Origin of the sequence: Nocardioides pollutisoli, from assembly GCF_040045055.1 — a bacterium.
Classification (GTDB): Bacteria; Actinomycetota; Actinomycetes; order Propionibacteriales; family Nocardioidaceae; genus Nocardioides; species Nocardioides tweenelious.
In genome coordinates this window covers 3,622,155-3,644,049 of record NZ_JBDZDU010000001.1, presented here as the reverse complement: position 1 = coordinate 3,644,049, position 21,895 = coordinate 3,622,155, and the positions used below count along the sequence as shown (strand labels likewise).

Here is a 21,895-nt window from a genome sequence, read left to right as displayed (position 1 = left end):
GATCAGAGTTCCGTTCCGAAAGCAGTGGTGAAGCGGACGTCGCCCTCGAAGAGCTCGCGCAGGTCCTCGATGCCGTGGCGGAACATCAGCGTGCGGTCGATGCCCATGCCGAAGGCGAAGCCGGTGTAGCGCTCGGCGTCGATGCCGCAGGCGGTGAGCACGCGCGGGTTGACGACGCCGCAGCCGCCCCACTCGATCCAGCCCTCGCCGCGGCAGGTGCGGCAGGTCGCGCCGTCGAGCACGCCGGCGCCGCGGCAGACGAAGCAGACCAGGTCGACCTCGGCGCTCGGCTCCGTGAACGGGAAGTACGACGGCCGGAAGCGGGTGTTGATGCCCTCGCCGAACATCGACGCGGCGAAGTGGTCGAGGGTGCCCTTGAGGTGGGCCATGGTGATGCCCTCGTCGATCGCCAGGCCCTCGACCTGGTGGAAGACCGGGCTGTGCGTGGCGTCGTACTCGTCGGTCCGGAAGACCCGGCCCGGGCAGACGACGTAGATCGGGGGCTCGCGGGTGAGCATGGTGCGCGCCTGCACCGGGGACGTGTGGGTGCGCAGCACGATCCCGTTGTCCTGGGGGTCGGTCCAGAACGTGTCCTGCATGGTGCGCGCCGGGTGGTCGGCGCCGAGGTTGAGCGCGTCGAAGTTGAGCCACTCGGCCTCGATGACCGGGCCCTCCGCGACCTCCCAGCCCATCGCGACGAAGATGTCGGCGATCAGCTCGGACCCGGTGGTGACCGGGTGGCGGGCGCCGACGGGGACGCGGTCGGTCGGGAGCGTGACGTCGACGGTCTCCTCGACCAGCATCCGCTCCTCGTGCTCGGCCTCGAGCACGGTCTGGCGGGCGGCGAGCGCCTGGCTGACGGCACCGCGCGCCTGGCCGATCCGCTGGCCGGCCTCCTTGCGCGCCTGCGGCGGAAGGGCCCCGATCTCGCGGTTGGCGAGAGCGAGGGGCGACCGGTCGCCCGTGTGGTCGATCCGCACCTGCTTGAGCGCCGCGAGGTCCGCAGCGTCCGCGATCGCGGTGAGGGCGGCGTCGCGCGCGGCCTCGAGCTCTTCGGGCTTCAAGGTCGCGACCTCCACGGGGTCATAGTCAGTATTGGGGCCGGACACGGGCACGAGTCTAGGAAGGTCGAGACGGTGGAAGCGAACCGGTTCACAATCGTCCGGTGAGCAACCCTCGTGTAGAACGCCGGATCGCCGCTCCCGCGCTCGTCGTCACCCTGCTCTTCCTGCTCGGCGGGGCCGGCGCAGCGGCCGCGCTGGAGTCCGACACGGTGCCGAGCTTCTGGGGCGGCCTCTGGTGGGCGGTCTCGCTGATGACCAACCTCGGCTACGTCTACGGTCCGCCGCACACCACCACCGCGACCGTGATCTCGGTCGTGCTGATGGTGACCGGCTTCCTGCTGATGTCGCTCCTGAGCGCCACCCTCGCGGCTGTGTTCATCCGCACCGACGCCGAGCCGGCCGAGGAGCGGAACTCCACGCTCGAGCACGAGATCCTCACCCGCCTCGACGAGATCTCGCGTCGTGTCGAGGCGCTGGAGCGCCGCCTACCCTGACGTCTCGTCGGAGGGCAGCACGACGACGATGCGCGCGCCACCGGCGGGTGCGTCCTCGATCGTGATCGTCCCGCCGTGGGCCTTGACCAGGCCGTTGACCAGGTAGAGACCCAAGCCGGATCCGCCGCGCGCTCCCCCGGTCCAGAACTTCGTGAACACCCGGCGCCGCATCTCGGGCGCGATGCCCTCGCCCTCGTCCTCGACCACGAGGCGTACGTCGCTGCCGACCTCGTCCAGCGTCACGCGGACGATGCCCTCACCGTGGCGTACGGCGTTCTCGACCAGGTTGGTCACGACCTGGGTGAACTTGTCGGGGTCCACCGTGATGCTCGGCAGCGCGGGTGTGGCAGCGAGCTCGATCGGCCGGCTGGTGCCCGCGGCGACCGAGTCGACCACCCGTCCGACCAGGACCGCGGCATCGACGGGACGCGGGTAGAGCTGCAGCCGTCCGGTGTCGATCCGGGCCACGTCGAGCAGCTCGGCGATCAACCGGCTGAGCCGGTCGGAGTCGGCGCTGACGGTCGTCAGCATCAGCTTCTTCTGGTCGTCGTTGAGCTTGTCCCAGCGGTTCAGCAGCGCCTGCACGAAGCCCTTCACCCCCGTGAGCGGCGAGCGCAGCTCGTGGGCGACCGTGGCGACCAGGTCGGAGCGCTCCCGGTCGAGCCGGGCCCGGCCCCGCCCGGAGCGGATGCTGACCGCGACCTGCTCGACCGAGCGGTCCAGGGCGGGCCTGTGGATCCGAGCGACGACCAGCACCTCGGTGCCGTCGGCGGTGAGCCAGGGCTGCTCCGGGACACCGGTCCGGGTCGGGAGGCCGTCGTAGGGGCAGTTCGTGGCGGTCCAGGCCCGACCGTCCTGGTCCTGCAGGGCGAGGACGTCGGCGAGCGGCTCACCGACGGAGGCGATCGCGTCGACCCCGAGCAGCCGAGCCGCGGCCGTGTTGACGACGGTGACGCGGCGGTCCGGGCCGGCCAGGACGACGCCGTCGGCCAAGGCATCCAGGTCCGTCACGCCGGCCAGACTAGTCGCGGTGGTGGACGCGGGCGGACGCGTAGAGACAGAGCGCCGCGGCGGTGGAGAGGTTGAGGCTCTCGGCGCGGCCGTGGATCGGGATCCGGACCCGGTGGTCGGCCAGGGCAGCCACCTCGTCGGGCAGTCCCCACGCCTCGTTGCCGAACAGCCACGCGGTCGGCGCGGCGAGCAGCTCGTCGGCGTGGTCGAGGTCGACCTCGCCCGCGCCGTCGGCCGCGAGCACCTGCAGGCCGGCGGCCTGTGCGGCGCGTACGGCGGCCGCCGGGTCCGGCTCGATCGCGATCGGGAGGTGGAACAGGCTGCCGACGCTGGCGCGCACGGTCTTGGGGTTGTAGGCGTCGACCGAGTGCCCGGCGAGCACGACGGCGTCGGCGCCGGCGGCGTCCGCGCAGCGGATCACGGTGCCGGCGTTGCCGGGGTCGCGGACGTCGGCGCAGATCGCGACGAGACGGGGTTTCGAGACGGTTGCTGGCGCAACCTCCTCAACCAACGGGGGAAGCAGGTGCTCCAACGGTCGGTCGAGGAAGCGGCACACCGCCACGACGCCGGCCGGGTTGACCGAGTCGCTCAGCGAGGCGAGCGCGCGGTCCTCGACGAGGGTCCACTGAGGGGCGGCTGCCGCGAGATCGGCGTACTGCTCGGTGGCGGCGGAGGTCGCGAAGACCTCGACCACGCAACCCTGCCCAGAATCCAGCACTGTCGAGAGGGCCCCCTCGACGGCCTTCGGGCCGTCAGCAAGGAAGAGCCGCCGCTCGGAGCGTTCCGAGCGGCGGCTGAGCTTCCGTGTCTCCTTGACCCGGGTGTTGCCCGTGGTCAGGGGGGCGCCGTGCGTCAGGCCGAGACCTTGGGCGCGTTGACGTCCTCGGGCAGCGCGGCCTTCGCGGTCTCGACGAGCGCGTTGAACGCGGCGATGTCGTTGACAGCGAGCTCGGCGAGGATCTTGCGGTCGACCTCGACACCGGCGAGGCCGAGGCCCTGGATGAACCGGTTGTAGGTCATGCCCTGGGCGCGAGCCGCAGCGTTGATCCGCTGGATCCACAGCTTGCGGAAGTTGCCCTTGTTCTTGCGACGGTCGTTGTAGCTGTAGACCAGGGAGTGGGTGACCTGCTCCTTGGCCTTGCGGTACAGGCGCGAGCGCTGGCCGCGGTATCCGCTGGCGCGCTCGAGGACGACCCGGCGCTTCTTCTGGGCATTCACTGCCCGCTTGACGCGTGCCACGATTTACTCCTTGTTGCTTCTGTTAAGTCTGGGTGCGGGCGCTGGTCAGAGACCGAGCAGCTTCTTGGCGCGCTTCACGTCGGCCTTGGCGACCTCGGTGGTGCCGGACAGGCGACGGGTGACCTTGGAGGGCTTCTTCTCCAGGTTGTGGCGCATGCCCGCCTTCTGGCGGCGGATCTTGCCCGTCCCCGTCACGCGGAAGCGCTTGCTCGCACCGGAGTGCGTCTTGTTCTTCGGCATCTCTGCTCTCTCTTCTCGTCCTACTGGTCGCGGTCACGACTGCTCGACCAGCGAGTTGTTGCGTCGGCCGGGGGCACCGGCCGCGGGTCTCAGGCCTCGATCTCGGGATCGAGGTTCTCGGAGCGTCCACGCTCCTTCTTCTGCGCCACCGGTCCGGCGGCGTGGGCGGCGTCGCGCTCGGCCTGCTCATCGGCGATCAGGGCGGCGCGCTCGGCGGCCTTCGCGTCCTTCTCTGCCTTGATGTCGACCTTCGCGTCGGCCTTCTTCTTGTGCGGGCCGAGCACCATGATCATGTTGCGGCCGTCCTGCTTGGGCGCGGACTCGACGAAGCCCAGCTCCGTCACGTCCTCGGCCAGCTTCTGGAGCAGCCGGAAACCCAGCTCGGGACGGTGCTGCTCGCGACCGCGGAACATGATCGTGATCTTGACCTTGTCGCCGGCGCGCAGGAACCGCACCACGTGACCCTTCTTGGTCTCGTAGTCGTGGGCGTCGATCTTGGGACGAAGCTTCATCTCCTTGATGATCACGTTCGTCTGGTTGCGACGCGCCTCGCGAGCCTTCTGGGCGTTCTCGTACTTGAACTTGCCGTAGTCCATGAGCTTGCAGACTGGCGGCTTGCCTTGCGGGGCGATCTCGACGAGGTCGAGGTCCGCCTCCTGCGCAAGCTTCAGGGCCTGGTCGGTCGGCACGATGCCGACCGTCTCCCCGTTGGGTCCAACGAGCCGGACCTCGGGAACCCGGATCCGGTCGTTGATTCGCAGCTCGGTGCTGATGTGTCCTCCTGGTGGCCAAGTGATACGGACTCCCCCGCGATCACCGGCCCTCCGCCGAGGAGGTCCGAAATCAACAAAGGCTTCCGCTGGTGCAAGCGGAAGCCAGTCGCGGCGCCCCCCACGCAAGTGGGAGTGCCATCAAAGGCAGTCAGGCTCACGGCGAGGAAAACATCCACGCCGCAGGCCATGCCTTCGGGACCGGACCCGACGACCTGTGGAGCTTGACCCATTGCTGGGGCGGTCGATGCGGGTGGGAGACGATGCTGCTGGCTCCGCTTGTGAGATCTGCTCCGGCTCTCCCGCGGACGGTCGGGTCGGAACTGATCGGTCAACGCCAGATGCTAGCCGAAGATTCCCCGTCGGGCCGAATCCAGGCGTGACCCCCCGCGACCCGGGCGAGCGTCCACTCCTCCGCGAGTCCGCGCAGGTCATCGCCCTCGACGACGAACCGGACGGGTCCGGCGAGGTCGACCACGAGGGCCGCGGCGTCGTCCTGCAGGGCGGAACGAGCCGCGAGCGAGGCGGCGACCGGCACAGGTCGGGCCTCGGCGTTCCAGGCGGCGAGAGTCGCCGTCCCGGTGAAGGCGAGCAGCGCCAGCCGCCCGTCGGCGCCCTGGATCAGCACGGTCGCCATGTCGCTGGACTTCTCGCGGGCCAGCCCGGCGGCGTCGTGCTCGACCTCGCCGAGCACCGCGACGACCGGGACCAGAAGGCGGGAGCGCTGCAGGGCGGCCAGCGCCTCGACGTACGTCGACGGGTCGGCCTCCCACGCGGCCAGCGCCGCGGCCAGCTCGGTCGGGGCGGCTCCGTCGTCGCCGGCGAACCCCGGGTCGGGGATCACGCGCTGCTCGGGTCCGGACACGCCCCCATTGTCCCGCCGGCCCGGTCCCGGTCGAAATCAGCAGGTGTGAGCCGTCCCACGAGTCATTGTCGAGTGTTCCACTTGATTTAAGTGTATTAAATCCGTAGACATGGGCGAATGAGCTTCGATCTCGGCGCAGCCCAGCTGGCCGGGCGCCTCCAGACAGCGCCCGCCAGACCACGACAACGACCCTCCCCGCTTCGCCACCTCGTGCGATGGGTCTCCCCGATCGTGATCATCGCGATCTGGCAGGTCCTCTCGACGACCGGCGTCCTCGAGGAGACCACGATCGCCTCCCCGGCCCAGATCGCCTCGACCGCGATCGACCTGGTCCAGGACGGCACGCTCGGGACCGCGACCCTGATCTCGATCCAGCGGGTCGCCATCGGCTTCCTCCTCGGCGGGTCCATCGGCTTGGCGCTGGCCATCGTCGCCGGACTCAGCCGGATCGGTGAGAACGCCATCGACCCGCCGATGCAGATGCTGCGGATGCTCCCCCACTTCGGCCTGATCCCGCTCTTCATCATCTGGATGGGCATCGGCGAGCAGCCGAAGATCGCGCTGATCGCGATGGGTGCGTGCTTCCCGCTCTACCTCAACACCCTGGCGGGGATCCGCGGCATCGACCGCAAGACCCTCGAGGCCGCGCGGTCGATGAACCTCAGCTGGTCGCAGCGGATCCGCCACGTGGTGATCCCCGGCGCGCTCCCCCAGAGCCTGGTCGGCCTGCGGCAGAGCCTCGGCATCGCCTGGCTCTCCCTGATCGTCGCGGAGACCGTCGCCGCCGACTCCGGGCTCGGCTACATGATCAACCACGCCCGCGACTTCCTGCAGACCGACGTGATCGTCGTCGGCCTGGCCGTCTACGCGCTGCTCGGACTCACCACCGACGCAGTCGTCCGCTACCTCGAACGAAGGGCACTCGCATGGCGCTCCTGAACGACACTCCTGTCGCGCGCGTCCGGTCGCACAACCGGTCGTTCGGCGACACCCACGTCCTCCGCTCGATCGACCTCGACATCGCTGACGGCGAGATCGTCGCCCTGCTCGGTCGCAGCGGCTGCGGCAAGTCGACCCTGCTGCGCAGCCTGGCCAGCCTCGACCCGGTGAAGGCCGACGAGGTGGTCATCAACGGGCGTACGGCGGTCGCGTTCCAGGAGCCACGGCTGCTGCCGTGGCGGACCGTGCACCAGAACGTCGCGCTCGCCCTGCTGAACACGTCGGAGCGTAAGTCGCGCTTCGACCTCGCCGAGCAGACGCTGGCCGAGGTCGGGCTGAGCGAGAAGCTCGGCGCCTGGCCCCTGCAGCTCTCGGGCGGTCAGGCCCAGCGCGTGTCGCTGGCCCGTGCCTTGGTGAGCAACCCCGGCCTGCTGCTGCTCGACGAGCCGTTCAGTGCGCTGGACGCGCTCACCCGGATCGAGATGCACCAGCTGCTCATCGACCTGTGGCGGCGCCACTCGATGGCCGTCCTCCTCGTGACCCATGACGTCGACGAGGCACTCGCCCTCGCCGACCGGGTCCTGGTGCTCGACGAGGGACGGATCGCCCGCTCCTGGTCGATCACCCTCCCGCGGTCCGACCGTGCCCCGTCCCAGCCCGAGATCGCCCGCGCCCGCGGTGAGGTCCTCGCGTCGCTCGGCGTGAAGCCGGTGACCGTCAACCCCCAGCGCAACCCCCTGAACAACCAAGGAGCAGCATGAACACCCCCGGGAAGTCCCGTAGGAACCGAGCCCTTGTCAGCACCCTGGCCGGAGCGGTCGCAGGTCTCCTCCTGCTCGCCGGCTGCGGCGGCGACGCGACCGGCAACGAGGGAGCCATCAAGGACGACGGCTCCGTCGACCTCTCGAAGGTCACCCTGATCGTCGGGGACCAGAAGGGTGGCTCGAAGGCGCTGCTGCAGGCCGCCGGGCTGCTCGACGACACGGAGTACGACATCGAGTGGAAGGAGTTCACGTCCGGGCCGCCGCTGCTCGAGGCGCTCAACGCCGGCTCGATCCACGTCGGCGGTGTCGGCAACACCCCGCCGCTGTTCGCCGCCGCGGCGAAGAGCAAGTTCAAGGTCGTGCAGGGCGCGACGTACGGCGGCAAGGGCGACGCGATCGTCGTGCCGAAGGACTCGCCGGCCCAGAGCGTCGCCGACCTCAAGGGCAAGACCATCGGCGTCGCCGAGGGCAGCTCGGCCAACTACAACCTGCTCGCGCAGCTGCAGGCGGCCGGGCTGAAGTACTCGGACGTCGAGGTGAAGAACCTCCAGCCCGCGGACGCGCTGGCCGCCTTCTCCTCGGGCCACCTCGACGCCTGGGCGATCTGGGAGCCCTTCACCTCCCAGGCCGAGCAGGAGGCCGACGCCCGCGTGCTCGCGGACGGCTCCAAGCTCGCCAACGGCTACACCTTCGAGGTCGCGTCCGACGCAGCGATCGACGACCCGGCCACCGAGGCCGCGCTCAAGGACTACCTGTCCCGGATCGCGCAGGCACAGGTCTGGTCGGGCACGCACAAGGAGGAGTGGTCGAAGGTCTGGGCCGAGGAGACCGGGCTGAGCCCGTCCATCACCCTCGCGGCGGTCAACAACCGTGAGGTGCAGCCGCTGCCGATCGACCAGACCGTCATCGACTCGGAGCAGGACATGGCCGACGCGTTCTCCGACAACGACCTGCTGCCGGGCGAGATCGACGTGTCCGACTACTTCACCGACGACTTCAACGCGGACACCACCGGTGAGGCGGTCAAGCAGTGACCGGCGTCAAGCTGCACTGGTTCCTGCCGACCTCGGGTGACAGCCGATCACTGGTCGGTGCTGGACAGGGCGTGCCAGGCGAGGTGCGCGGCGGACTCTCGGAGACCCTGGGACACGGGTTCCGCGAGCCGACCATCGACTACCTCGCCGATGTCGCCCGGACCGCCGAGAAGGTCGGCTTCGAGGGCGTGCTCACCCCGACCGGGACGTTCTGCGAGGACGCCTGGCTGACGACGGCCGCGCTGCTGCGCGAGACGTCCACGCTCAAGTTCCTCGTCGCGTTCCGCCCGGGCGCGATCAACCCGGTGCTCGCCGCGCAGATGGCGGCGGCGTACCAACGCATCTCCGACGGCCGGCTGATGATCAACATCGTCACCGGTGGCGAGCCGCGTGAGCAGGCGCGTTTCGGCGACTTCGCGTCGAAGGACGAGCGCTACGCGCGGACCGACGAGTTCCTCTCGATCCTGAGGGGCGCGTGGGAGCAGGCGCCGTACGACTTCTCGGGCGACCACTTCCGCGTCGAGGGCGCGATGGTCAGCGGCGGGATCGACGCACCTGACATCTACTTCGGTGGGTCGTCGGGCCCGGCCGGCCCGGTGGCGGCGAAGCACGCGGACGTCTACCTGACCTGGGGCGAGCCGCTCGAGCAGGTGCGCGAGAAGCTCGACTGGATGCGCGGGCTCGCGGCCGAGCAGGGGCGCACCCTGCGCTTCGGCCTCCGCATCCACACGCTCTCGCGGGAGACCTCCGACGAGGCGTGGGACCACGCCCAGTGGCTGCTCGACGGGCTCGACCCGGCGACCATCGCGAAGGCGCAGGACGCCCTGCGGCAGAGCGAGTCGACCGGTCAGCAGCGGATGCTGTCGCTGCGGTCGGGGACGTCGTACGCCTCGGCGCGCGAGCTGGAGGTGGCGCCGAACCTCTGGTCCGGCGTCGGCCTGGTCCGCGGCGGCGCCGGCACGGCGCTGGTCGGCAGCCACCAGGAGGTGGCGGACCGGCTCGAGGAGTACCACCGGCTCGGGATCGACGAGTTCATCCTGTCGGGCTACCCGCACGTCGAGGAGGCGTACTGGTTCGGGGAGGGCGTGATGCCGCTCCTGCGCCGCAAGGGACTGCTCGCGGGAGCGACCGAGACGCCTCGGGTCGCGGCCTCGGCCTGACCGGTCCGCGCTTCAGGCATGTGGGACGCTTGATGGCGTGGATGACGCAGCCTGGGCGGCACTGACGCTGAGCCTGACGGTGCTGGGCGGGATCTGGACCTGGGTCTCGTTCCAGCGCCGCGGCTTGTCGTCCGGACTGCGCGCGCTCGCCTTCACGCTGCTGCCGCTCGCGGCCTACCTCACCAAGACGCTGCAGATGTTCACGAAGATCGTGAACGCCGTGACCAGCTGGGCGACGAACCTCGTCTTCAACCCCTTCGTCTGGGCCGGCGTCGTGCTCGCAGGCCTCTCGGCGGTGCTGTTCGTGACGTCGGGTCGGATGCGTGCGCGCGAGCGCGCTAAGGTCGCGCCCGCCGACGCACCCCGGGCGGTCGGACCCGCGAAGCAGGGTCGGCCCGCGCTCGCGGACGACGACGACATGGCCGACATCGAGGCGCTGCTGCGCAAGCGAGGAATCACGTGATGGCAGACGCCGCCCCGGGTCCGGTGGACCGCAACCAGCTGTGGACCCGGCTCAACGACGCGGTCGCCAAGCACGGCGTACCGCTCTCCAGCCCGATCTTCGTGGTCGACCTCGACGCCTTCGACGCCAACGCCGCCGACCTGCGCCGCCGCGCCGCCGGCAAGCCGATCCGGGTGGCCTCCAAGTCGCTGCGGATCCCCGCCCTGATCAGCCGGGCGCTGGCGACCGAGGGCTTCCACGGCGTGCTCGGCTACACCCTGCGCGAGGCCCTGTGGCTGCACGAGCAGGGCATCAGCGACGACATCCTCGTCGCCTACCCCACCGTCGACCGCGGTGCGCTGGCCGAGCTGGTCGCGTCGCCGGCCGCAGCGGCCGCGATCACGCTGATGGTCGACAACGTCGCCCAGCTCGACGTGGTCGACAGCGTGCGCTTCTCCCCCACCGTGCCGATCCGGATCTCGCTCGACGTGGACGCCGGGCTCCGGATGGCTGGACAGCACTTCGGTCCCAAGCGGTCGCCGTTGCACGACGTCGCGGGCGCCGTGGCCCTGGCCCGCGAGATCGCGCGGCGCGACGGCTTCCGCCTCGTGGGGGCGATGACCTACGAGGGTCAGGTCGCCGGGCTCCAGGACCAGGTCCCGACGGCCAGGGCCAAGTCGATGATCGTCCGTCAGGTGAAGGCGCGCTCGATCCCGCAGCTCGCCGTACGCCGGCGCGAGATCGCCGAGGCGCTGCGTGAGTTCGCCGACCTCGAGTTCTGGAACGGCGGTGGGTCCGGCTCGGTCGCCGAGACCGCCGAGGACCCGGTCGTCACCGAGATCGCGGCCGGCTCCGGCCTGCTCGTCCCGACGCTCTTCGACCACTACCGCTCGTTCACGCCGCGGCCGGCGTCGTACTTCGGCCTGCCGGTCACCCGACGCCCCGGCCCGGACACCGTCACCGTGCACGGCGGCGGCCTGGTCGCCTCCGGACCGATCGGCCCCGACCGGCTGCCGACGCCGTGGGCGCCGGCCGGACTGAAGCTGATCCCCCTGGAGGGCGTCGGCGAGGTGCAGACGCCGCTCACCGGCCCGCCGGCCGCGCAGCTGGAGATCGGCGACCTCGTGTGGTTCCGGCACGCGAAGTCCGGCGAGGTCTTCGAGCACGCCAACACGGTGCAGCTGCTGTCGGGCAGCGAGTTCGTCGACACCGTGCCCAGCTATCGCGGGTACGGCCAGGCTTTCTGACCATGGACCCGTCGTCGGTCCTGGCGCTCCTGCAGGACCGGCCGCCGACGCTGGGCGCCGGACGGCTGCTCTGCATCGACGGGCCCTCGGGCTCTGGCAAGACCACGCTGGCCGCTGCGGTCTCCGCGCTCGCACCTGCGAGTCGCGTCGTGCACATGGACGAGCTGTACGACGGGTGGGCGGGCCTGCCCGGGGTGGGGACCCAGCTGTCGACCCTGCTGAACCCGCTCGCGTCGGGTGAGCCGGGGACCTACCGCCGCTACGACTGGCACCTCGGCTCCTTCACCGAGACAGTGACCGTGGAGTCGGGGCCGCTGCTGGTCGTCGAGGGCGTCGGGTCCTGGGCGCCGGAGCTCGCCGGCCTGGTGACGGCTCTGGTCTGGGTCGAGGCGGAGCTCGACGTGCGGAAGGCCCGCGGACTGGCGCGCGATGGCGAGGCGTTCGCGCCCTACTGGGACGCGTGGGCGCGCGCCGAGGACGAGCACTTCGCCCGGTGCTCGACGCGCGAGCACGCCGACCTGGTCAGCGGTTGACGAGAGCGCGCAGCTCGCGCACGGCCGTCTTGGCCCGGTTGCCGTCCGAGCCCTGGATGCCCATCGCCGCAGCGGTGGTGCCGTCCGCGAGGTCGAGCGTCACCCAAGGGGCGCCGGGCGGCAGGTGCACCGCGATGACCTGGGCCCACTCGTACTCGTGGCGCCGGTAGCCGTTGACGACGACCAGCCGGCCCTCCTCGGCGACCACCCGCGAGCGCACCAGCGCGTAGAAGAGCGCGAACGCCAGCAGCGCGAAGAACACCAGCGTGCCGCGCTGGAAGACCGTGAACTTGGCCCGGGTCTCGTCGTCGAAGCCGATCCAGGCCAGCGCACAGACCATCAGCAGACCCCCGCCCAGGACCGCGGCGGCGACCCGGACGCCGAGCGGGCGCCAGGTGCGCGGCAGCGCGACCGGCGCCGCAGGCTCAGAGCCGGCAGGCATGGATGTCGGTGAGGAGGATGCCGCGAGCGCCGATGTCGTAGAGCTCGTCCATCAGCCGCTGGGAGCCGGCCCGCGGGACCATCGCGCGCACCGCGACCCAGCCCTCGCGATGCAGGGGCGCGATCGTGGGGCCTTCGATACCGGGGGTCAGTGCGACGGCGTCACCGACCCGGGCCTCCTCGATGTCGTAGTCCATCATCACGTAGCTGCGCGCGACCAGGACGCCGTCGACGCGGCGCTTGAAGACCTCGAACCCGTCCGGGACGGCGCCACCGCGCGTGACGAGGACGGCCTCGGACTCGAGGATCGTCTCGCCGAAGACCTCGAGACCCGCCTGGCGCAGGGTGCTGCCGGTCTCCACGACGTCGGCGACCACGTCGGCGACACCGAGCTGGATGCTGGTCTCGACGGCGCCGTCGAGCCGGGTCACGCTGGCGTCGATGCCACGCTCCTCGAGGAAGGCGCGCACCACCCCGACGTACGACGTGGCGATCCGGAGGCCGGCCAGCTGCGCGAGGTCGGTGTAGACGCCCTGCGGTCCGGCGAACCGGAAGCGGCTGCGGCCGAAGCCGAGGCCCATGACCTCCTCGGCCTTGGCGCCCGAGTCGGTGAGCAGGTCGCGACCGGTGATGCCGACGTCGAGCGTGCCCTCGCCGACATACAGCGCGATGTCGCGCGGGCGCAGGTAGAAGAACTCGACGCCGTTCTCGGTGTCGATCAGGGTGAGCTGCTTCGCGTCGTCGCGCTGCCGGTAGCCGGCCTCGCGCAGGATCTCGGACGCGGACTGCGAGAGCGATCCCTTGTTGGGGACCGCGATCCTCAGGAGAGACATGGTTGCTTCCTACAAGTGGGCGTAGACGTCGTCGAGCTCGATGCCGGAGGCCAGCATCAGCACCTGGGCGTGGTAGAGCAGCTGGCTGATCTCCTCGGCCGTCCGCTCCGGCCCCTCATGCTCGGCGGCCATCCACGACTCGGCGGCCTCCTCGACCAGCTTCTTCCCGATCGCATGGACGCCGGCGTCGAGCTCACGCACGGTGCCGGATCCCTCGGGTCGGGTCCGGGCCTTCTCCTGCAGCTCGGCCCAGAGCTCGTCGAACGTCTTCACGGTCAGAGAGCCTACGGCGTGCTGCCCGCGACCTCGTGCAGGGTCCGTGCGGTGAGCAGCGCGGCCGACGTGGCCTCGTAGCCCTTGTCCTCCCGGGAGTGCGGCAGACCGGCGCGCTCCAGCGCCTGCTGGTCGTTGTCGCACGTGAGGACGCCGAACCCGACGGCCACCGTGTGGTCGAGGCCGACCCGGACGAGTCCGTCGGTGGCGGCGTTGCACACGTAGTCGAAGTGCGGCGTGCCGCCGCGGATCACGACGCCGAGGGCGACGACCGCGTCGTACCCCTGCTGCGCGAGCGCGGACGCGACGACCGGCAGCTCGAACGTGCCGGGCACCCGCACGACGCGTGCGTCGTGGACGCCGTACGCCGCGAGTGCTCGCTCGGTGCCGGCGAGCAGGCCGTCCATCACCTGGGTGTGCCAGCTGGCAGCGACGACCGCGACCTTGAGACCGCTGGCGTCGAACACCTCCTGGTCGGGGGCTCCGTCTCCGGACATGATCAGGCTCCGTTCGCGAGCTCGGCTGCCTCGGCAGCGAGGTTGGGGAGGTCGTGGCCCATCCGGTCCCGCTTGGTCAGCAGGTAGGCCAGGTTGTGGTCGTTCGGGTGCGGGGTGAGGCCGACCCGCTCGGCGACGTGGACCCCGAAGTCCTCGAGGTTGTCGACCTTGTCGGGGTTGTTGGTCATCAGTCGCACGTTGGTGACGCCGAGGTCGCGGAGCACCTGGGTGGCGGTGCCGTAGTGACGCGCGTCGGCGGGCAGCCCGAGATCGAGGTTGGCGTCGACGGTGTCGCGGCCGCCGTCCTGGAGCTGGTAGGCCTGCAGCTTGGCGACCAGGCCGATCCCCCGGCCCTCGTGGCCGCGCAGGTAGACGACGACGCCGCGACCCTCCTCGACGATCCGCTCGAGCGCCTCGTCGAGCTGCGGACCGCAGTCGCAGCGGCTGCTGCCGAAGACGTCGCCGGTGAGGCACTCGGAGTGGACGCGGGTGAGCACCGGCTCGGGGCCGGACACGTCACCGTAGACGAGCGCGATGTGCTCGGAGTCGTCGACGGTGATCCGGTAGCCGTACGCCGTGAAGTCGCCGTGCCGCGTGGGGAGGCGGGTCTCGGCCACCCGGACGACGAGGTTCTCGTGGCGGCGGCGGTAGCGGACCAGGTCGTCGATCGAGATCATCGCGAGCCCGTGCTCGTCGGCGAACTCGCGCAGCTCGGGCGCGCGCTTCATGGTGCCGTCGTCGTTGACGACCTCCACCAGCACCCCGGCGGGGGTGAGCCCGGCCAGCGTGGCGAGATCGACCGCGGCCTCGGTGTGACCGCGGCGTACGAGCACCCCGCCCTGGCGGTAGCGCAGCGGGAAGACGTGGCCGGGCCGGGTGATCTCCCACGGCTCGGTCGCCGAGTCCGCCAGGACGCGCGCCGTGTGGGCGCGGTCGGCGGCGGAGATGCCGGTGCTGACGCCGTCGCGGGCATCGACCGAGATCGTGTACGCCGTGCGCAGCTTGTCCTTGTTGTGCGGCGTCATCAGCGGGATCTCGAGCCGGTCGAGCATGTCGGCGGGCATCGGCACGCAGATGACGCCGCTGCTGTGGCGGATCGTGAACGCCATCAGCTCGGGCGTCGCCTTGCTGGCGGCGAAGATGATGTCGCCCTCGTTCTCGCGGGTCTCGTCGTCGACGACGATGACCGCCTTGCCGTCGGCGATGTCCGCGATCGCGCGCTCGATGGAGTCGAGGCGGACGCCCTCGTGCTGCGGGTCGTGGGTCATGCGGGGACCTTCTCTCGTTGGTGCTGTCCTGGCGCGGCGGTGCTGACCCGCAGCCAGGTGATGAAGCCGGCGACGCAGAGACCGCCGTAGAAGACGTAGAGGATCGCGGAGGGGTAGTAGCCCGAGTGCCACAGGAGAGGTACGCCGACCAGGTCGACCGCGATCCAGGCCAGCCAGAAGTCGTTCCAGCCGCGGGCCATCGCGTAGGTCGCGAGCATCGAGCCGACGAAGATCCAGGCGTCGCACCAGTAGTACCAGCGCGGCGCGGGCCAGCCGGCACCGACGACCGTGAAGACCCACTGACAGACCAGGACGCCTGCGGCCGCGGCCACCAGGTAGGCGACGCGTTCGCGGGCGGTCGCCCAGCGCGGGTCGACCGCGGGGACGTCACCGCCGCCGTGCGCCTGCTTGGCCTGCCGCCAGCGGTGCCAGCCGTAGATGCTCGTGATGATGAAGAAGACCTGGCGACCGGCCTGACCGAAGAGCGGCTGCTGGGCCTGGGCGTCGAAGGTCGCGGCGACGAAGACCGTGAAGAGCAGGACGTTGCCGATGATGCCGACCGGCCACGCCCAGACCCGCCGTCGCAGTCCGCCGACGGCCGAGGCGAACCCGAAGGCGTTGCCGACGATCTCGCGCCAGGTGATCTGGTGGCCCGAGATGGTCAGATGGGCGTCGTACAGCGTGGAGAGGCTCATGCCTTCTCCCCTGTGTGGAAGGGCAGCAGTCGCTCGACGTACTTGGCGATGACGTCGACCTCGAGGTTGACGCGGTCGCCGGGCTGGCGGAAGCCGAGGGTGGTGCGGGCGAGCGTCTCGGGGATCAGGCTGACGGTGAAGCTGGCGTCCTTGGCCTCGACGACGGTGAGGCTGATGCCGTCGACGCTGATCGAGCCCTTGTCGACGAGGTAGCGGGACATTCCTGCGGGCAGCGAGATCTCGACGACCTCCCAGTGCTCGCTGGGCGTGCGGCTCAGCACCTCGCCGACGCCGTCGACGTGGCCCTGGACGATGTGGCCACCGAGGCGCTTGTCGGCGGTGACGGCGCGCTCGAGGTTGACCCGGTCGCCGGGGCGTACGCCGTACAGGCTGGTCTTGTCGAGCGTCTCCTGCATGACGTCGGCGGTCCAGGTGTCGTCGTCGAGGGTGGTGACCGTCAGGCAGCAGCCGTTGACCGAGATCGAGTCGCCGAGACCGGCGTCCTCGAGCACGGTGGTCGCGCGGATGGTGAGGCGGATCGCGTCGCCCTGGTCCTCCAGGGCTGCGACGGTGCCGAGCTCCTCGACGATTCCGGTGAACATGTCAGTGCCTTTCGGGGGTCAGGGTCAGGCGGACGTTGGGTTCCTCGCCGTCGACGCCGTCGAGCACGGTGATGTCCGTGACCCGGGGACGGAACGCATCGGCGATGGTGGTGATTCCGAGGTCGGCGACGGCGCTCCGGCCGGCGCCGAGCAGCATCGGTGCGACGTAGACGACGATCTCGTCGACGAGGCCGGCCCGCAGGAAGGCGGCGGCCAGCGTGGGGCCGCCCTCGAGGAAGACGTGCTGGCGGTCGCGGGCGTAGAGCTCCTTCAGCGCGGTCTGCGGGTCGCGCGTGCGGAGGTGGACGCTCTCGGCGTCCGAGTTGAAGACCCGGCGGTCGGGATCGAGGTCGCGCTCCCCCATGACCGCCCGGAGCGGCTGGTGCTCGATCGGCTGGTCGTGCTCGTCACGCACCGTGAGGAGCGGGTCGTCGACGGCGACGGTGTTGGTGCCGACCAGCATCACGTCGCAGAGAGCGCGGAGCCGGTGCGTGTCGAGGCGGGAGGCCCTGCTGGAGACCCAGCGGCTGGTGCCGTCGGCGGCGGCGCTCCGGCCGTCGAGGGTGGACGCGAACTTCCAGGTGACGAACGGGCGCTGGTGCTCGACCGCGAAGGTCCAGACCGTGTTCAGCAGTCCCGATTCAACCCTCAGAAGTCCCGACTCGACGTCGACGCCGGCGGCGCGCAGGGTCTCCGCCCCGCCGGCGGCGACCGGGTTGGGGTCGGACTGCGCGAACACCACGCGGCGTACGCCGGCCGCGACCAGCGCCTCGGCGCAGGGACCGGTGCGGCCGGTGTGGTTGCAGGGCTCGAGGGTGACGACCGCGGTGGTGCCGCGAGCGCTCTCGCCGGCGTGGGCGAGCGCGTCGGCCTCGGCGTGCGGGGTGCCGGCGCCGCGGTGGTAGCCCTCGGCGACCGTGCGGCCCGCGTCGTCGATGAGCACGCAGCCGACGCGAGGGTTGGGACCGGTCGGGACGCCGGGCGTGACCGCGAGCTCCAGGGCACGCCGCATGGCGGCCTGCTCGGCTGCGGTGAAGCTCATCTGGATGGCCCCTCATGTCCGTTCACGGACTCCGGGGCAGACGGGTCGGGCACGTACGACGTACGTGGAACGACACCTGCGTGCGCTTCCCATCCGGACTTTAACCGTCGGTCCAGGAATTTCACCTGGTCAACCGGTCGCTGGCTGCGACCGGGTCGCGGACTTCTGATCTCTCAGTCACCGCCGGCTCGGAATTACACCGACCCCAGAGCACGCGAGTTGAAAACTCGTCGGGACGAGTGTGCCACACAGCCGACAACCGGATCTGCGTGCTTCGCGTCACAGGAGCGTGAAGACCGCCGCCGTCGTCGTCCTGCTCGTGCTGCTGACCGGGTGCTCGGGCGACGAGTCCCCTCCCGAGCCCACCGCGCCGGTCACCTCGACGACAGCGTCACCAGCCGGGTCACCGGCCGCATCGCCGAAGCAGGTGATGCGGGACCCGCACGCGCGGCTCATCGCGACGAGCGCGGCACTTCGGCACGGCAGGGTCCAGGTCACCGCCGCCTGGCAGGCCGGCTCCCGGCGGACGATCGTGAGCAGCGACGACCGGATGGCGACGGTGACCTACCGGCGCTGGACGGCAGCCCGCGCCCGGGCTGCGTTCTCCGTCCCGGTTGATCCCGAGCCCGGTGTGCTCGCGGGCCTGATCGCACAGCCGGTGGCGACGGTCGGCGGCACCGGCGAAGCGCTGGTCGGCGGAGGGGACGGCGCGACGCTGCTGCCCTTCGAGGCAGCCGCGCGGCTGGACGGCACGAGGTGGCGTCGGTTCGCCGTCCCGAGGGTGTCCGGTGAGGTGGCGTACGTCGACGGAGCGGTCGTGCTGCCCGACGGCCGCCTGCTCGTCCTCCTCGACCACTGGAGCGGCGACCGGGGCCAGCACCTCTCGACACCCCACCACGGCCTGTGGATCAGCGCCGGTGACGACTGGGGCTCCTACGCGCCGTACCGGCCGCTGTTCGCTCCTTCGCGCGCCGAGATCGGCGAGCGGGCGTTGCCGATGACCGAGCTCGGCGGCACGAGCGGGCGCTCGGGCGTGGTGTGGGTGCGCTCGGGCGACGCGTTCTACGTCAGCCGCGACGGACGGGTCTTCCGGCAGGAGCCGACCCGGCCGCTGCTCTGAGTCAGGAGCGCGCGGCCTCGGCGGCGGCGCGCAGCTCGGCGACCATCCGGTCGGGGTCGTCGGCCGAGTAGACGGCCGAGCCGGCCACGAACACGTCGGCACCTGCCTCGGCGCAGCGCTCGATCGTCTCGAGGCTCACGCCGCCGTCCACCTGGAGCCACGTCTCGACACCGTGCTTGTCCATCAGCTCGCGGGCTCGGCGGATCTTCGGCAGGCAGAGGTCGAGGAACTTCTGGCCGCCGAAGCCCGGCTCGACGGTCATGATCAGCACCATGTCGAGCTCGGCGAGCAGGTCCTCGTAGGGGTCGATCGGCGTCGCCGGCTTGAGCGCCATGCTCGCCCGGGCCCCGTGGCTGCGGATCTCTCGCGCCAGCCGGACCGGAGCCTTCGCCGCCTCGACGTGGAAGGTGACCGATCCGCACCCTGCCTCGACGTACGCCAGGGCGTTGCTGTCGGCGTCCTCGATCATCAGGTGGGCGTCGAGGGGTACGTCGCTGACCCGGGCCAGCGCCTCGACCATGGTCGGACCGAAGGTGAGGTTGGGGACGAAGTGGTTGTCCATCACGTCGACGTGGACCCAGTCGGCGCTGCCGATCCGCGCCACTTCCGCTCCGAGATCGGCGAAGTCGGCGTTGAGGATGCTCGGCGTGATCTGGATGTGGCCCACGGGCCGAAGTCTAGGGTGACGCGGGTCCGGCGACTCCGGCGATCCTCTTCAGGGCGTCCAGACCCTCAGGGCTGCCGGGCCAGTGCCGGTCGAGCGCATCGGGGCCGGCCTTCCTGGTGATCGACCTCAGCGCCCAGATGACGATCAGTGCGTCGTCCGCGTAGCCCACGACCGGGATGAAGTCCGGCACCAGGTCGACCGGCAGGAGCAGGTATCCGACGAGCAGTCCCATCCGCACGCGGACCCCGCGCGGCAGCGTCGGGTCGGCAGCGAGCCGACGGAAGAGCCGGACCACATCGGGGACCAGCCGGGCCACGTCCCGGAGCCGGGTCGGGTCGTCCTGGGACCTGCCCACCCAGAGCAGCGTCGCGATCAGCGCCAACCAGACGGCGACCAGGCCGACGACGGCACCCGCGAGCAACTCCCACCAGCCCATGGCGCCCAGCGTGGCATGCGGGTGAGCCCGCCTGCGGCGGGGTGTGGGGCGTCAGGGCTTCGGGCGCAGGTCTCGTCGGTCGTCGTCACCTGCTGGCTGCGGGGGTTTCGAGACGGTCGCTGCGCGACCTCCTCAACCACCGGGGTCCGTCCTCACCTGCTGGCTGCGGGGGTTTCGAGACGGTCGCTGCGCGACCTCCTCAACCACCGAGGTCCGTCGCTGCGCGACCTCCTCAACCACCGGGGTCGGTCGTCGTCACCTGCTGGCTGCGGGGGTTTCGAGACGGTCGCTGCGCGACCTCCTCAACCACCGGGGTCCGTCGTCGTCACCTGCTGGCTGCGGGGGTTTCGAGACGGTCGCTGCGCGACCTCCTCAACCACCGGGGTCCGTCGCTGCGCGACCTCCTCAACCACCGGGGTCCGTCGCTGCGCGACCTCCTCGACCACCGAGGTCCGACGCTGCGCGACCTCCTCAACCACCGACCGGTCAGTCCTCCGGATCGACCGGTGGCTCGGCCCCGTCCCGCTCGTCGCGCTCGGCCCACTCGAGGAGCGGCGCGATGTCGAACTCGTGGGCGTCGATGTCGGCGTGCAGGTCGCCGAGGTCCGCGAAGCGCTGCGGCACGGTGAAGATCGTGAAGTCGTGCGGGTCGACGGCGTCGACCTCGTCCCAGCGGATCGGGGTGGACACGCGGGCGTCGGGGACGCCGCGGACGGAGTACGCCGCCGCGATCGTGTGGTCGCGGGCGTTCTGGTTGTAGTCGACGAAGAGGTGCTTCGGGTCGCGGTCCTTGCGCCACCAGGTGGTCGTGACGTCCTGGGGAGCCCGGCGCTCGACCTCGCGGGCGAAGGCCAGCGCGGCCCGGCGTACTTCCTTGAAGCCGTGGTCGGGGCGGATGCGCACGTAGACGTGCAGCCCCGATCCCCCGCTGGTCTTGGGGAAGCCGGTCGCGCCGAGCTCGTCGAGCACCTCGTGGGCGACCTGTGCGACGCGCTGCACGGTGGCGAAGTCGCACTCCGGTCCCGGGTCGAGGTCGATGCGCCACTCGTCCGGCATCTCGGTGTCCTGGCGACGGCTGTTCCAGGGGTGGAACTCGACGGTCGACATCTGCACCGCCCAGATGACACTGCCCAGCTCGGTCACGCAGAGCTCGTCGGCGGTGCGCCCCCAGCGCGGGAAGAAGAGCTGGACCGTCTCGACCCAGTCCGGCGCACCGCCGGGCAGCCGCTTCTGGTGCACCTTGTCGCCCGCCAGCCCCTTCGGGAAGCGGTGCAGCATGCAGGGTCGCTCGAACAGCGCGTTGACGATGCCGGGGCCGACGGCGAGGTAGTACTCGACGAGGTCCAGCTTCGTGGCGCCCGACTCGGGGAAGTAGACGCGGTCCGGGTTGCTGACCCGCACGGTCCGGTCGTCGACCTCGATCTCGACCGCGGGCGGCTTCGACGGCATGAACCCAATCTAGGGCTCCTAGGCTGTACGTCGTGGACTTCGACCAGCCGCCCGTCGTGCGCGTCGACGTCGACCCCGAGCGTCGGCCACGGCGCGGGCAGTGGCCGATGACGATCCCGGCGGTCGAGCAGCTGGCCGCCGACGGGTTGGAGCTGTCGCCCTTCGTGACGTTCCTGGTCGGCGAGAACGGGTCGGGCAAGTCCACGATCGTCGAGGCGGTCGCGCAGGCGTTCGGTCTCGGCGTCGAGGGCGGCTCGACCGGCAGCCAGCACGCCACGCGCGCCACCGAGTCGCCGCTGGGCCGGTCGCTCAGGCTGCAGCGCGGGCTCGGCGGCAGCCGCTGGGGGTTCTTCCTGCGCGCCGAGACGATGCACGGGTTCTACAGCTATCTCGAGGACAACCCCGGACCTCAGGACGCCAACCGCCGGGACCCGGTCTTCCACGAGATGAGCCACGGCGAGTCGTTCCTCGAGGTGCTCCGAACCAGGTTCGACTCCGCGGGGTTCTACTGCCTCGACGAGCCCGAGGCCGCCCTGTCCTTCTCCTCGACGCTCGGGCTCATCGCGACGCTCGGAGCCGTCGTGGAGCAGGGAGGTCAGGTCCTCTGCGCCACGCACTCCCCTGTGCTCGCTGCAATGCCCGGCGCGACGATCCTCGAGGTGGGCGACTGGGGACTCCGACGTACGACGTGGGACGAGCTCGAGCTCGTGCAGCACTGGAAGGCCTACCTCGACGCGCCCGGCCGCTATCTCCGGCACGTGCTGGACTGA

Annotated in this window: 28 protein-coding genes and 1 riboswitch; of the genes, 10 read left to right on the top strand and 18 right to left on the bottom strand. The window is 70.9% G+C overall.

Translation table 11 applies throughout. The features are described from left to right. Window positions 1–2: 2 nt before the first annotated feature. Window positions 3–1,109 (bottom strand): phenylalanine--tRNA ligase subunit alpha, encoded by a 1,107-nt coding sequence (gene pheS, locus ABLE68_RS17935; protein ID WP_348873199.1) that lies wholly within the window; start codon window positions 1,107–1,109, stop codon window positions 3–5. 56 nt (window positions 1,110–1,165) lie between these two features. Here pheS and ABLE68_RS17930 point away from each other — a divergent pair, with 56 nt between their 5' ends. Further along, complete coding sequence (locus tag ABLE68_RS17930) at window positions 1,166–1,558, top strand: ion channel (RefSeq protein ID WP_348873198.1); 393 nt, start codon at window positions 1,166–1,168, stop codon at window positions 1,556–1,558. Here the strand turns inward: ABLE68_RS17930 and ABLE68_RS17925 are convergent. The 6 genes from ABLE68_RS17925 to ABLE68_RS17900 all read right to left on the bottom strand — a co-directional run bounded on the left by ABLE68_RS17925 (window position 1,550) and on the right by ABLE68_RS17900 (window position 5,683). Then, complete coding sequence (locus ABLE68_RS17925) at window positions 1,550–2,569, bottom strand: sensor histidine kinase (RefSeq protein ID WP_348873197.1); 1,020 nt, start codon at window positions 2,567–2,569, stop codon at window positions 1,550–1,552. The two genes, ABLE68_RS17930 and ABLE68_RS17925, sit on opposite strands and share 9 nt — an antisense overlap. A gap of 10 nt (window positions 2,570–2,579) precedes the next feature. Further along, window positions 2,580–3,407: a TrmH family RNA methyltransferase gene (locus tag ABLE68_RS17920; RefSeq protein WP_425475652.1), complete on the bottom strand. Its 828-nt coding sequence runs from the start codon at window positions 3,405–3,407 to the stop codon at window positions 2,580–2,582. A 14-nt stretch (window positions 3,408–3,421) separates the two neighbouring features. Further along, on the bottom strand, window positions 3,422–3,808 hold the full coding sequence (gene rplT / locus ABLE68_RS17915; protein ID WP_348873195.1) for a 50S ribosomal protein L20: 387 nt from the start codon (window positions 3,806–3,808) through the stop codon (window positions 3,422–3,424). A 45-nt stretch (window positions 3,809–3,853) separates the two neighbouring features. Then, on the bottom strand, window positions 3,854–4,048 hold the full coding sequence (gene rpmI / locus ABLE68_RS17910) for a 50S ribosomal protein L35 (RefSeq protein ID WP_348873194.1): 195 nt from the start codon (window positions 4,046–4,048) through the stop codon (window positions 3,854–3,856). 89 nt (window positions 4,049–4,137) lie between these two features. Beyond that, window positions 4,138–4,845, bottom strand: a complete 708-nt coding sequence (gene infC / locus ABLE68_RS17905; protein WP_425475651.1) for a translation initiation factor IF-3 — start codon at window positions 4,843–4,845, stop codon at window positions 4,138–4,140. Between the two features lie 304 nt (window positions 4,846–5,149). Next, window positions 5,150–5,683 carry an SseB family protein gene (locus ABLE68_RS17900; protein WP_348873193.1) on the bottom strand — a complete coding sequence of 178 codons (534 nt, stop codon included), beginning with the start codon at window positions 5,681–5,683 and terminating at the stop codon, window positions 5,150–5,152. Between the two features lie 117 nt (window positions 5,684–5,800). Between ABLE68_RS17900 and ABLE68_RS17895 the strand changes: the two genes are divergently transcribed. Genes ABLE68_RS17895 through ABLE68_RS17865 form a run of 7 tightly spaced genes read left to right on the top strand, consistent with a single transcriptional unit; the run spans window position 5,801 to window position 11,802 of the window. Then, the gene (locus tag ABLE68_RS17895) at window positions 5,801–6,622 is read left to right on the top strand and encodes an ABC transporter permease (RefSeq protein ID WP_348873192.1); all 822 of its coding nucleotides are present in this window, start codon (window positions 5,801–5,803) and stop codon (window positions 6,620–6,622) included. After that, complete coding sequence (locus ABLE68_RS17890) at window positions 6,610–7,383, top strand: ABC transporter ATP-binding protein (RefSeq protein WP_348873191.1); 774 nt, start codon at window positions 6,610–6,612, stop codon at window positions 7,381–7,383. The genes ABLE68_RS17895 and ABLE68_RS17890 overlap by 13 nt, the downstream gene beginning before the upstream one ends. Then, window positions 7,380–8,420, top strand: coding sequence for an ABC transporter substrate-binding protein (locus tag ABLE68_RS17885; protein WP_348873190.1), 1,041 nt, complete (start codon window positions 7,380–7,382; stop codon window positions 8,418–8,420). The genes ABLE68_RS17890 and ABLE68_RS17885 overlap by 4 nt, the downstream gene beginning before the upstream one ends. Continuing rightward, complete coding sequence (locus ABLE68_RS17880) at window positions 8,417–9,580, top strand: LLM class flavin-dependent oxidoreductase (RefSeq protein ID WP_348873189.1); 1,164 nt, start codon at window positions 8,417–8,419, stop codon at window positions 9,578–9,580. Before ABLE68_RS17885 ends, ABLE68_RS17880 begins: the two co-directional genes overlap by 4 nt. A gap of 37 nt (window positions 9,581–9,617) precedes the next feature. Beyond that, complete coding sequence (locus ABLE68_RS17875) at window positions 9,618–10,043, top strand: hypothetical protein (RefSeq protein WP_348873188.1); 426 nt, start codon at window positions 9,618–9,620, stop codon at window positions 10,041–10,043. Further along, entirely contained in the window at window positions 10,043–11,269 is a 1,227-nt protein-coding gene (locus ABLE68_RS17870; protein ID WP_348873187.1) for an amino acid deaminase/aldolase, read from the top strand. Before ABLE68_RS17875 ends, ABLE68_RS17870 begins: the two co-directional genes overlap by 1 nt. Window positions 11,270–11,271: 2 nt before the next feature. Further along, complete coding sequence (locus tag ABLE68_RS17865; RefSeq protein WP_348873186.1) at window positions 11,272–11,802, top strand: nucleoside/nucleotide kinase family protein; 531 nt, start codon at window positions 11,272–11,274, stop codon at window positions 11,800–11,802. Here the strand turns inward: ABLE68_RS17865 and ABLE68_RS17860 are convergent. Genes ABLE68_RS17860 through ribD form a run of 8 tightly spaced genes read right to left on the bottom strand, consistent with a single transcriptional unit; the run spans window position 11,792 to window position 17,453 of the window. Continuing rightward, window positions 11,792–12,244, bottom strand: a complete 453-nt coding sequence (locus ABLE68_RS17860; protein ID WP_348873185.1) for a PH domain-containing protein — start codon at window positions 12,242–12,244, stop codon at window positions 11,792–11,794. The genes ABLE68_RS17865 and ABLE68_RS17860 overlap by 11 nt on opposite strands. Continuing rightward, the gene (gene hisG / locus ABLE68_RS17855; protein WP_348873184.1) at window positions 12,228–13,076 is read right to left on the bottom strand and encodes an ATP phosphoribosyltransferase; all 849 of its coding nucleotides are present in this window, start codon (window positions 13,074–13,076) and stop codon (window positions 12,228–12,230) included. Before hisG ends, ABLE68_RS17860 begins: the two co-directional genes overlap by 17 nt. A 9-nt stretch (window positions 13,077–13,085) precedes the next feature. Then, window positions 13,086–13,349 (bottom strand): phosphoribosyl-ATP diphosphatase, encoded by a 264-nt coding sequence (locus tag ABLE68_RS17850; protein ID WP_348873183.1) that lies wholly within the window; start codon window positions 13,347–13,349, stop codon window positions 13,086–13,088. Window positions 13,350–13,360: 11 nt separating this feature from the next. Further along, the gene (ribH, locus tag ABLE68_RS17845) at window positions 13,361–13,846 is read right to left on the bottom strand and encodes a 6,7-dimethyl-8-ribityllumazine synthase (protein WP_348873182.1); all 486 of its coding nucleotides are present in this window, start codon (window positions 13,844–13,846) and stop codon (window positions 13,361–13,363) included. Window positions 13,847–13,848: 2 nt separating this feature from the next. Then, entirely contained in the window at window positions 13,849–15,114 is a 1,266-nt protein-coding gene (locus ABLE68_RS17840) for a bifunctional 3,4-dihydroxy-2-butanone-4-phosphate synthase/GTP cyclohydrolase II (protein WP_348873181.1), read from the bottom strand. Further along, a complete protein-coding gene (locus ABLE68_RS17835; protein ID WP_348873180.1) occupies window positions 15,111–15,809 on the bottom strand; it encodes a nicotinamide mononucleotide transporter family protein in 699 nt (232 codons plus the stop codon). The genes ABLE68_RS17840 and ABLE68_RS17835 overlap by 4 nt, the downstream gene beginning before the upstream one ends. Further along, on the bottom strand, window positions 15,806–16,411 hold the full coding sequence (locus ABLE68_RS17830; protein WP_348873179.1) for a riboflavin synthase: 606 nt from the start codon (window positions 16,409–16,411) through the stop codon (window positions 15,806–15,808). The genes ABLE68_RS17835 and ABLE68_RS17830 overlap by 4 nt, the downstream gene beginning before the upstream one ends. Window position 16,412: 1 nt before the next feature. Beyond that, on the bottom strand, window positions 16,413–17,453 hold the full coding sequence (ribD, locus tag ABLE68_RS17825) for a bifunctional diaminohydroxyphosphoribosylaminopyrimidine deaminase/5-amino-6-(5-phosphoribosylamino)uracil reductase RibD (RefSeq protein ID WP_348873178.1): 1,041 nt from the start codon (window positions 17,451–17,453) through the stop codon (window positions 16,413–16,415). Window positions 17,454–17,529: 76 nt separating this feature from the next. Continuing rightward, window positions 17,530–17,671, bottom strand: a riboswitch (FMN riboswitch). Window positions 17,672–17,742: 71 nt separating this feature from the next. On the opposite strand from ribD, the gene ABLE68_RS17820 reads away from it, so the two are divergent. Continuing rightward, window positions 17,743–18,573 (top strand): hypothetical protein, encoded by an 831-nt coding sequence (locus tag ABLE68_RS17820; protein WP_348873177.1) that lies wholly within the window; start codon window positions 17,743–17,745, stop codon window positions 18,571–18,573. 1 nt (window position 18,574) lies between these two features. Here the strand turns inward: ABLE68_RS17820 and rpe are convergent, their stop codons facing one another. From rpe to ligD, 3 genes are all read right to left on the bottom strand, one after another. Then, window positions 18,575–19,240: a ribulose-phosphate 3-epimerase gene (gene rpe / locus ABLE68_RS17815; RefSeq protein ID WP_348873176.1), complete on the bottom strand. Its 666-nt coding sequence runs from the start codon at window positions 19,238–19,240 to the stop codon at window positions 18,575–18,577. Window positions 19,241–19,250: 10 nt separating this feature from the next. Then, on the bottom strand, window positions 19,251–19,676 hold the full coding sequence (locus ABLE68_RS17810) for a YkvA family protein (RefSeq protein WP_348873175.1): 426 nt from the start codon (window positions 19,674–19,676) through the stop codon (window positions 19,251–19,253). Between the two features lie 486 nt (window positions 19,677–20,162). Then, window positions 20,163–21,125, bottom strand: a complete 963-nt coding sequence (gene ligD, locus ABLE68_RS17805; RefSeq protein WP_348873174.1) for a non-homologous end-joining DNA ligase — start codon at window positions 21,123–21,125, stop codon at window positions 20,163–20,165. A 32-nt stretch (window positions 21,126–21,157) separates the two neighbouring features. On the opposite strand from ligD, the gene ABLE68_RS17800 reads away from it, so the two are divergent. Then, complete coding sequence (locus ABLE68_RS17800) at window positions 21,158–21,895, top strand: AAA family ATPase (protein WP_348873173.1); 738 nt, start codon at window positions 21,158–21,160, stop codon at window positions 21,893–21,895.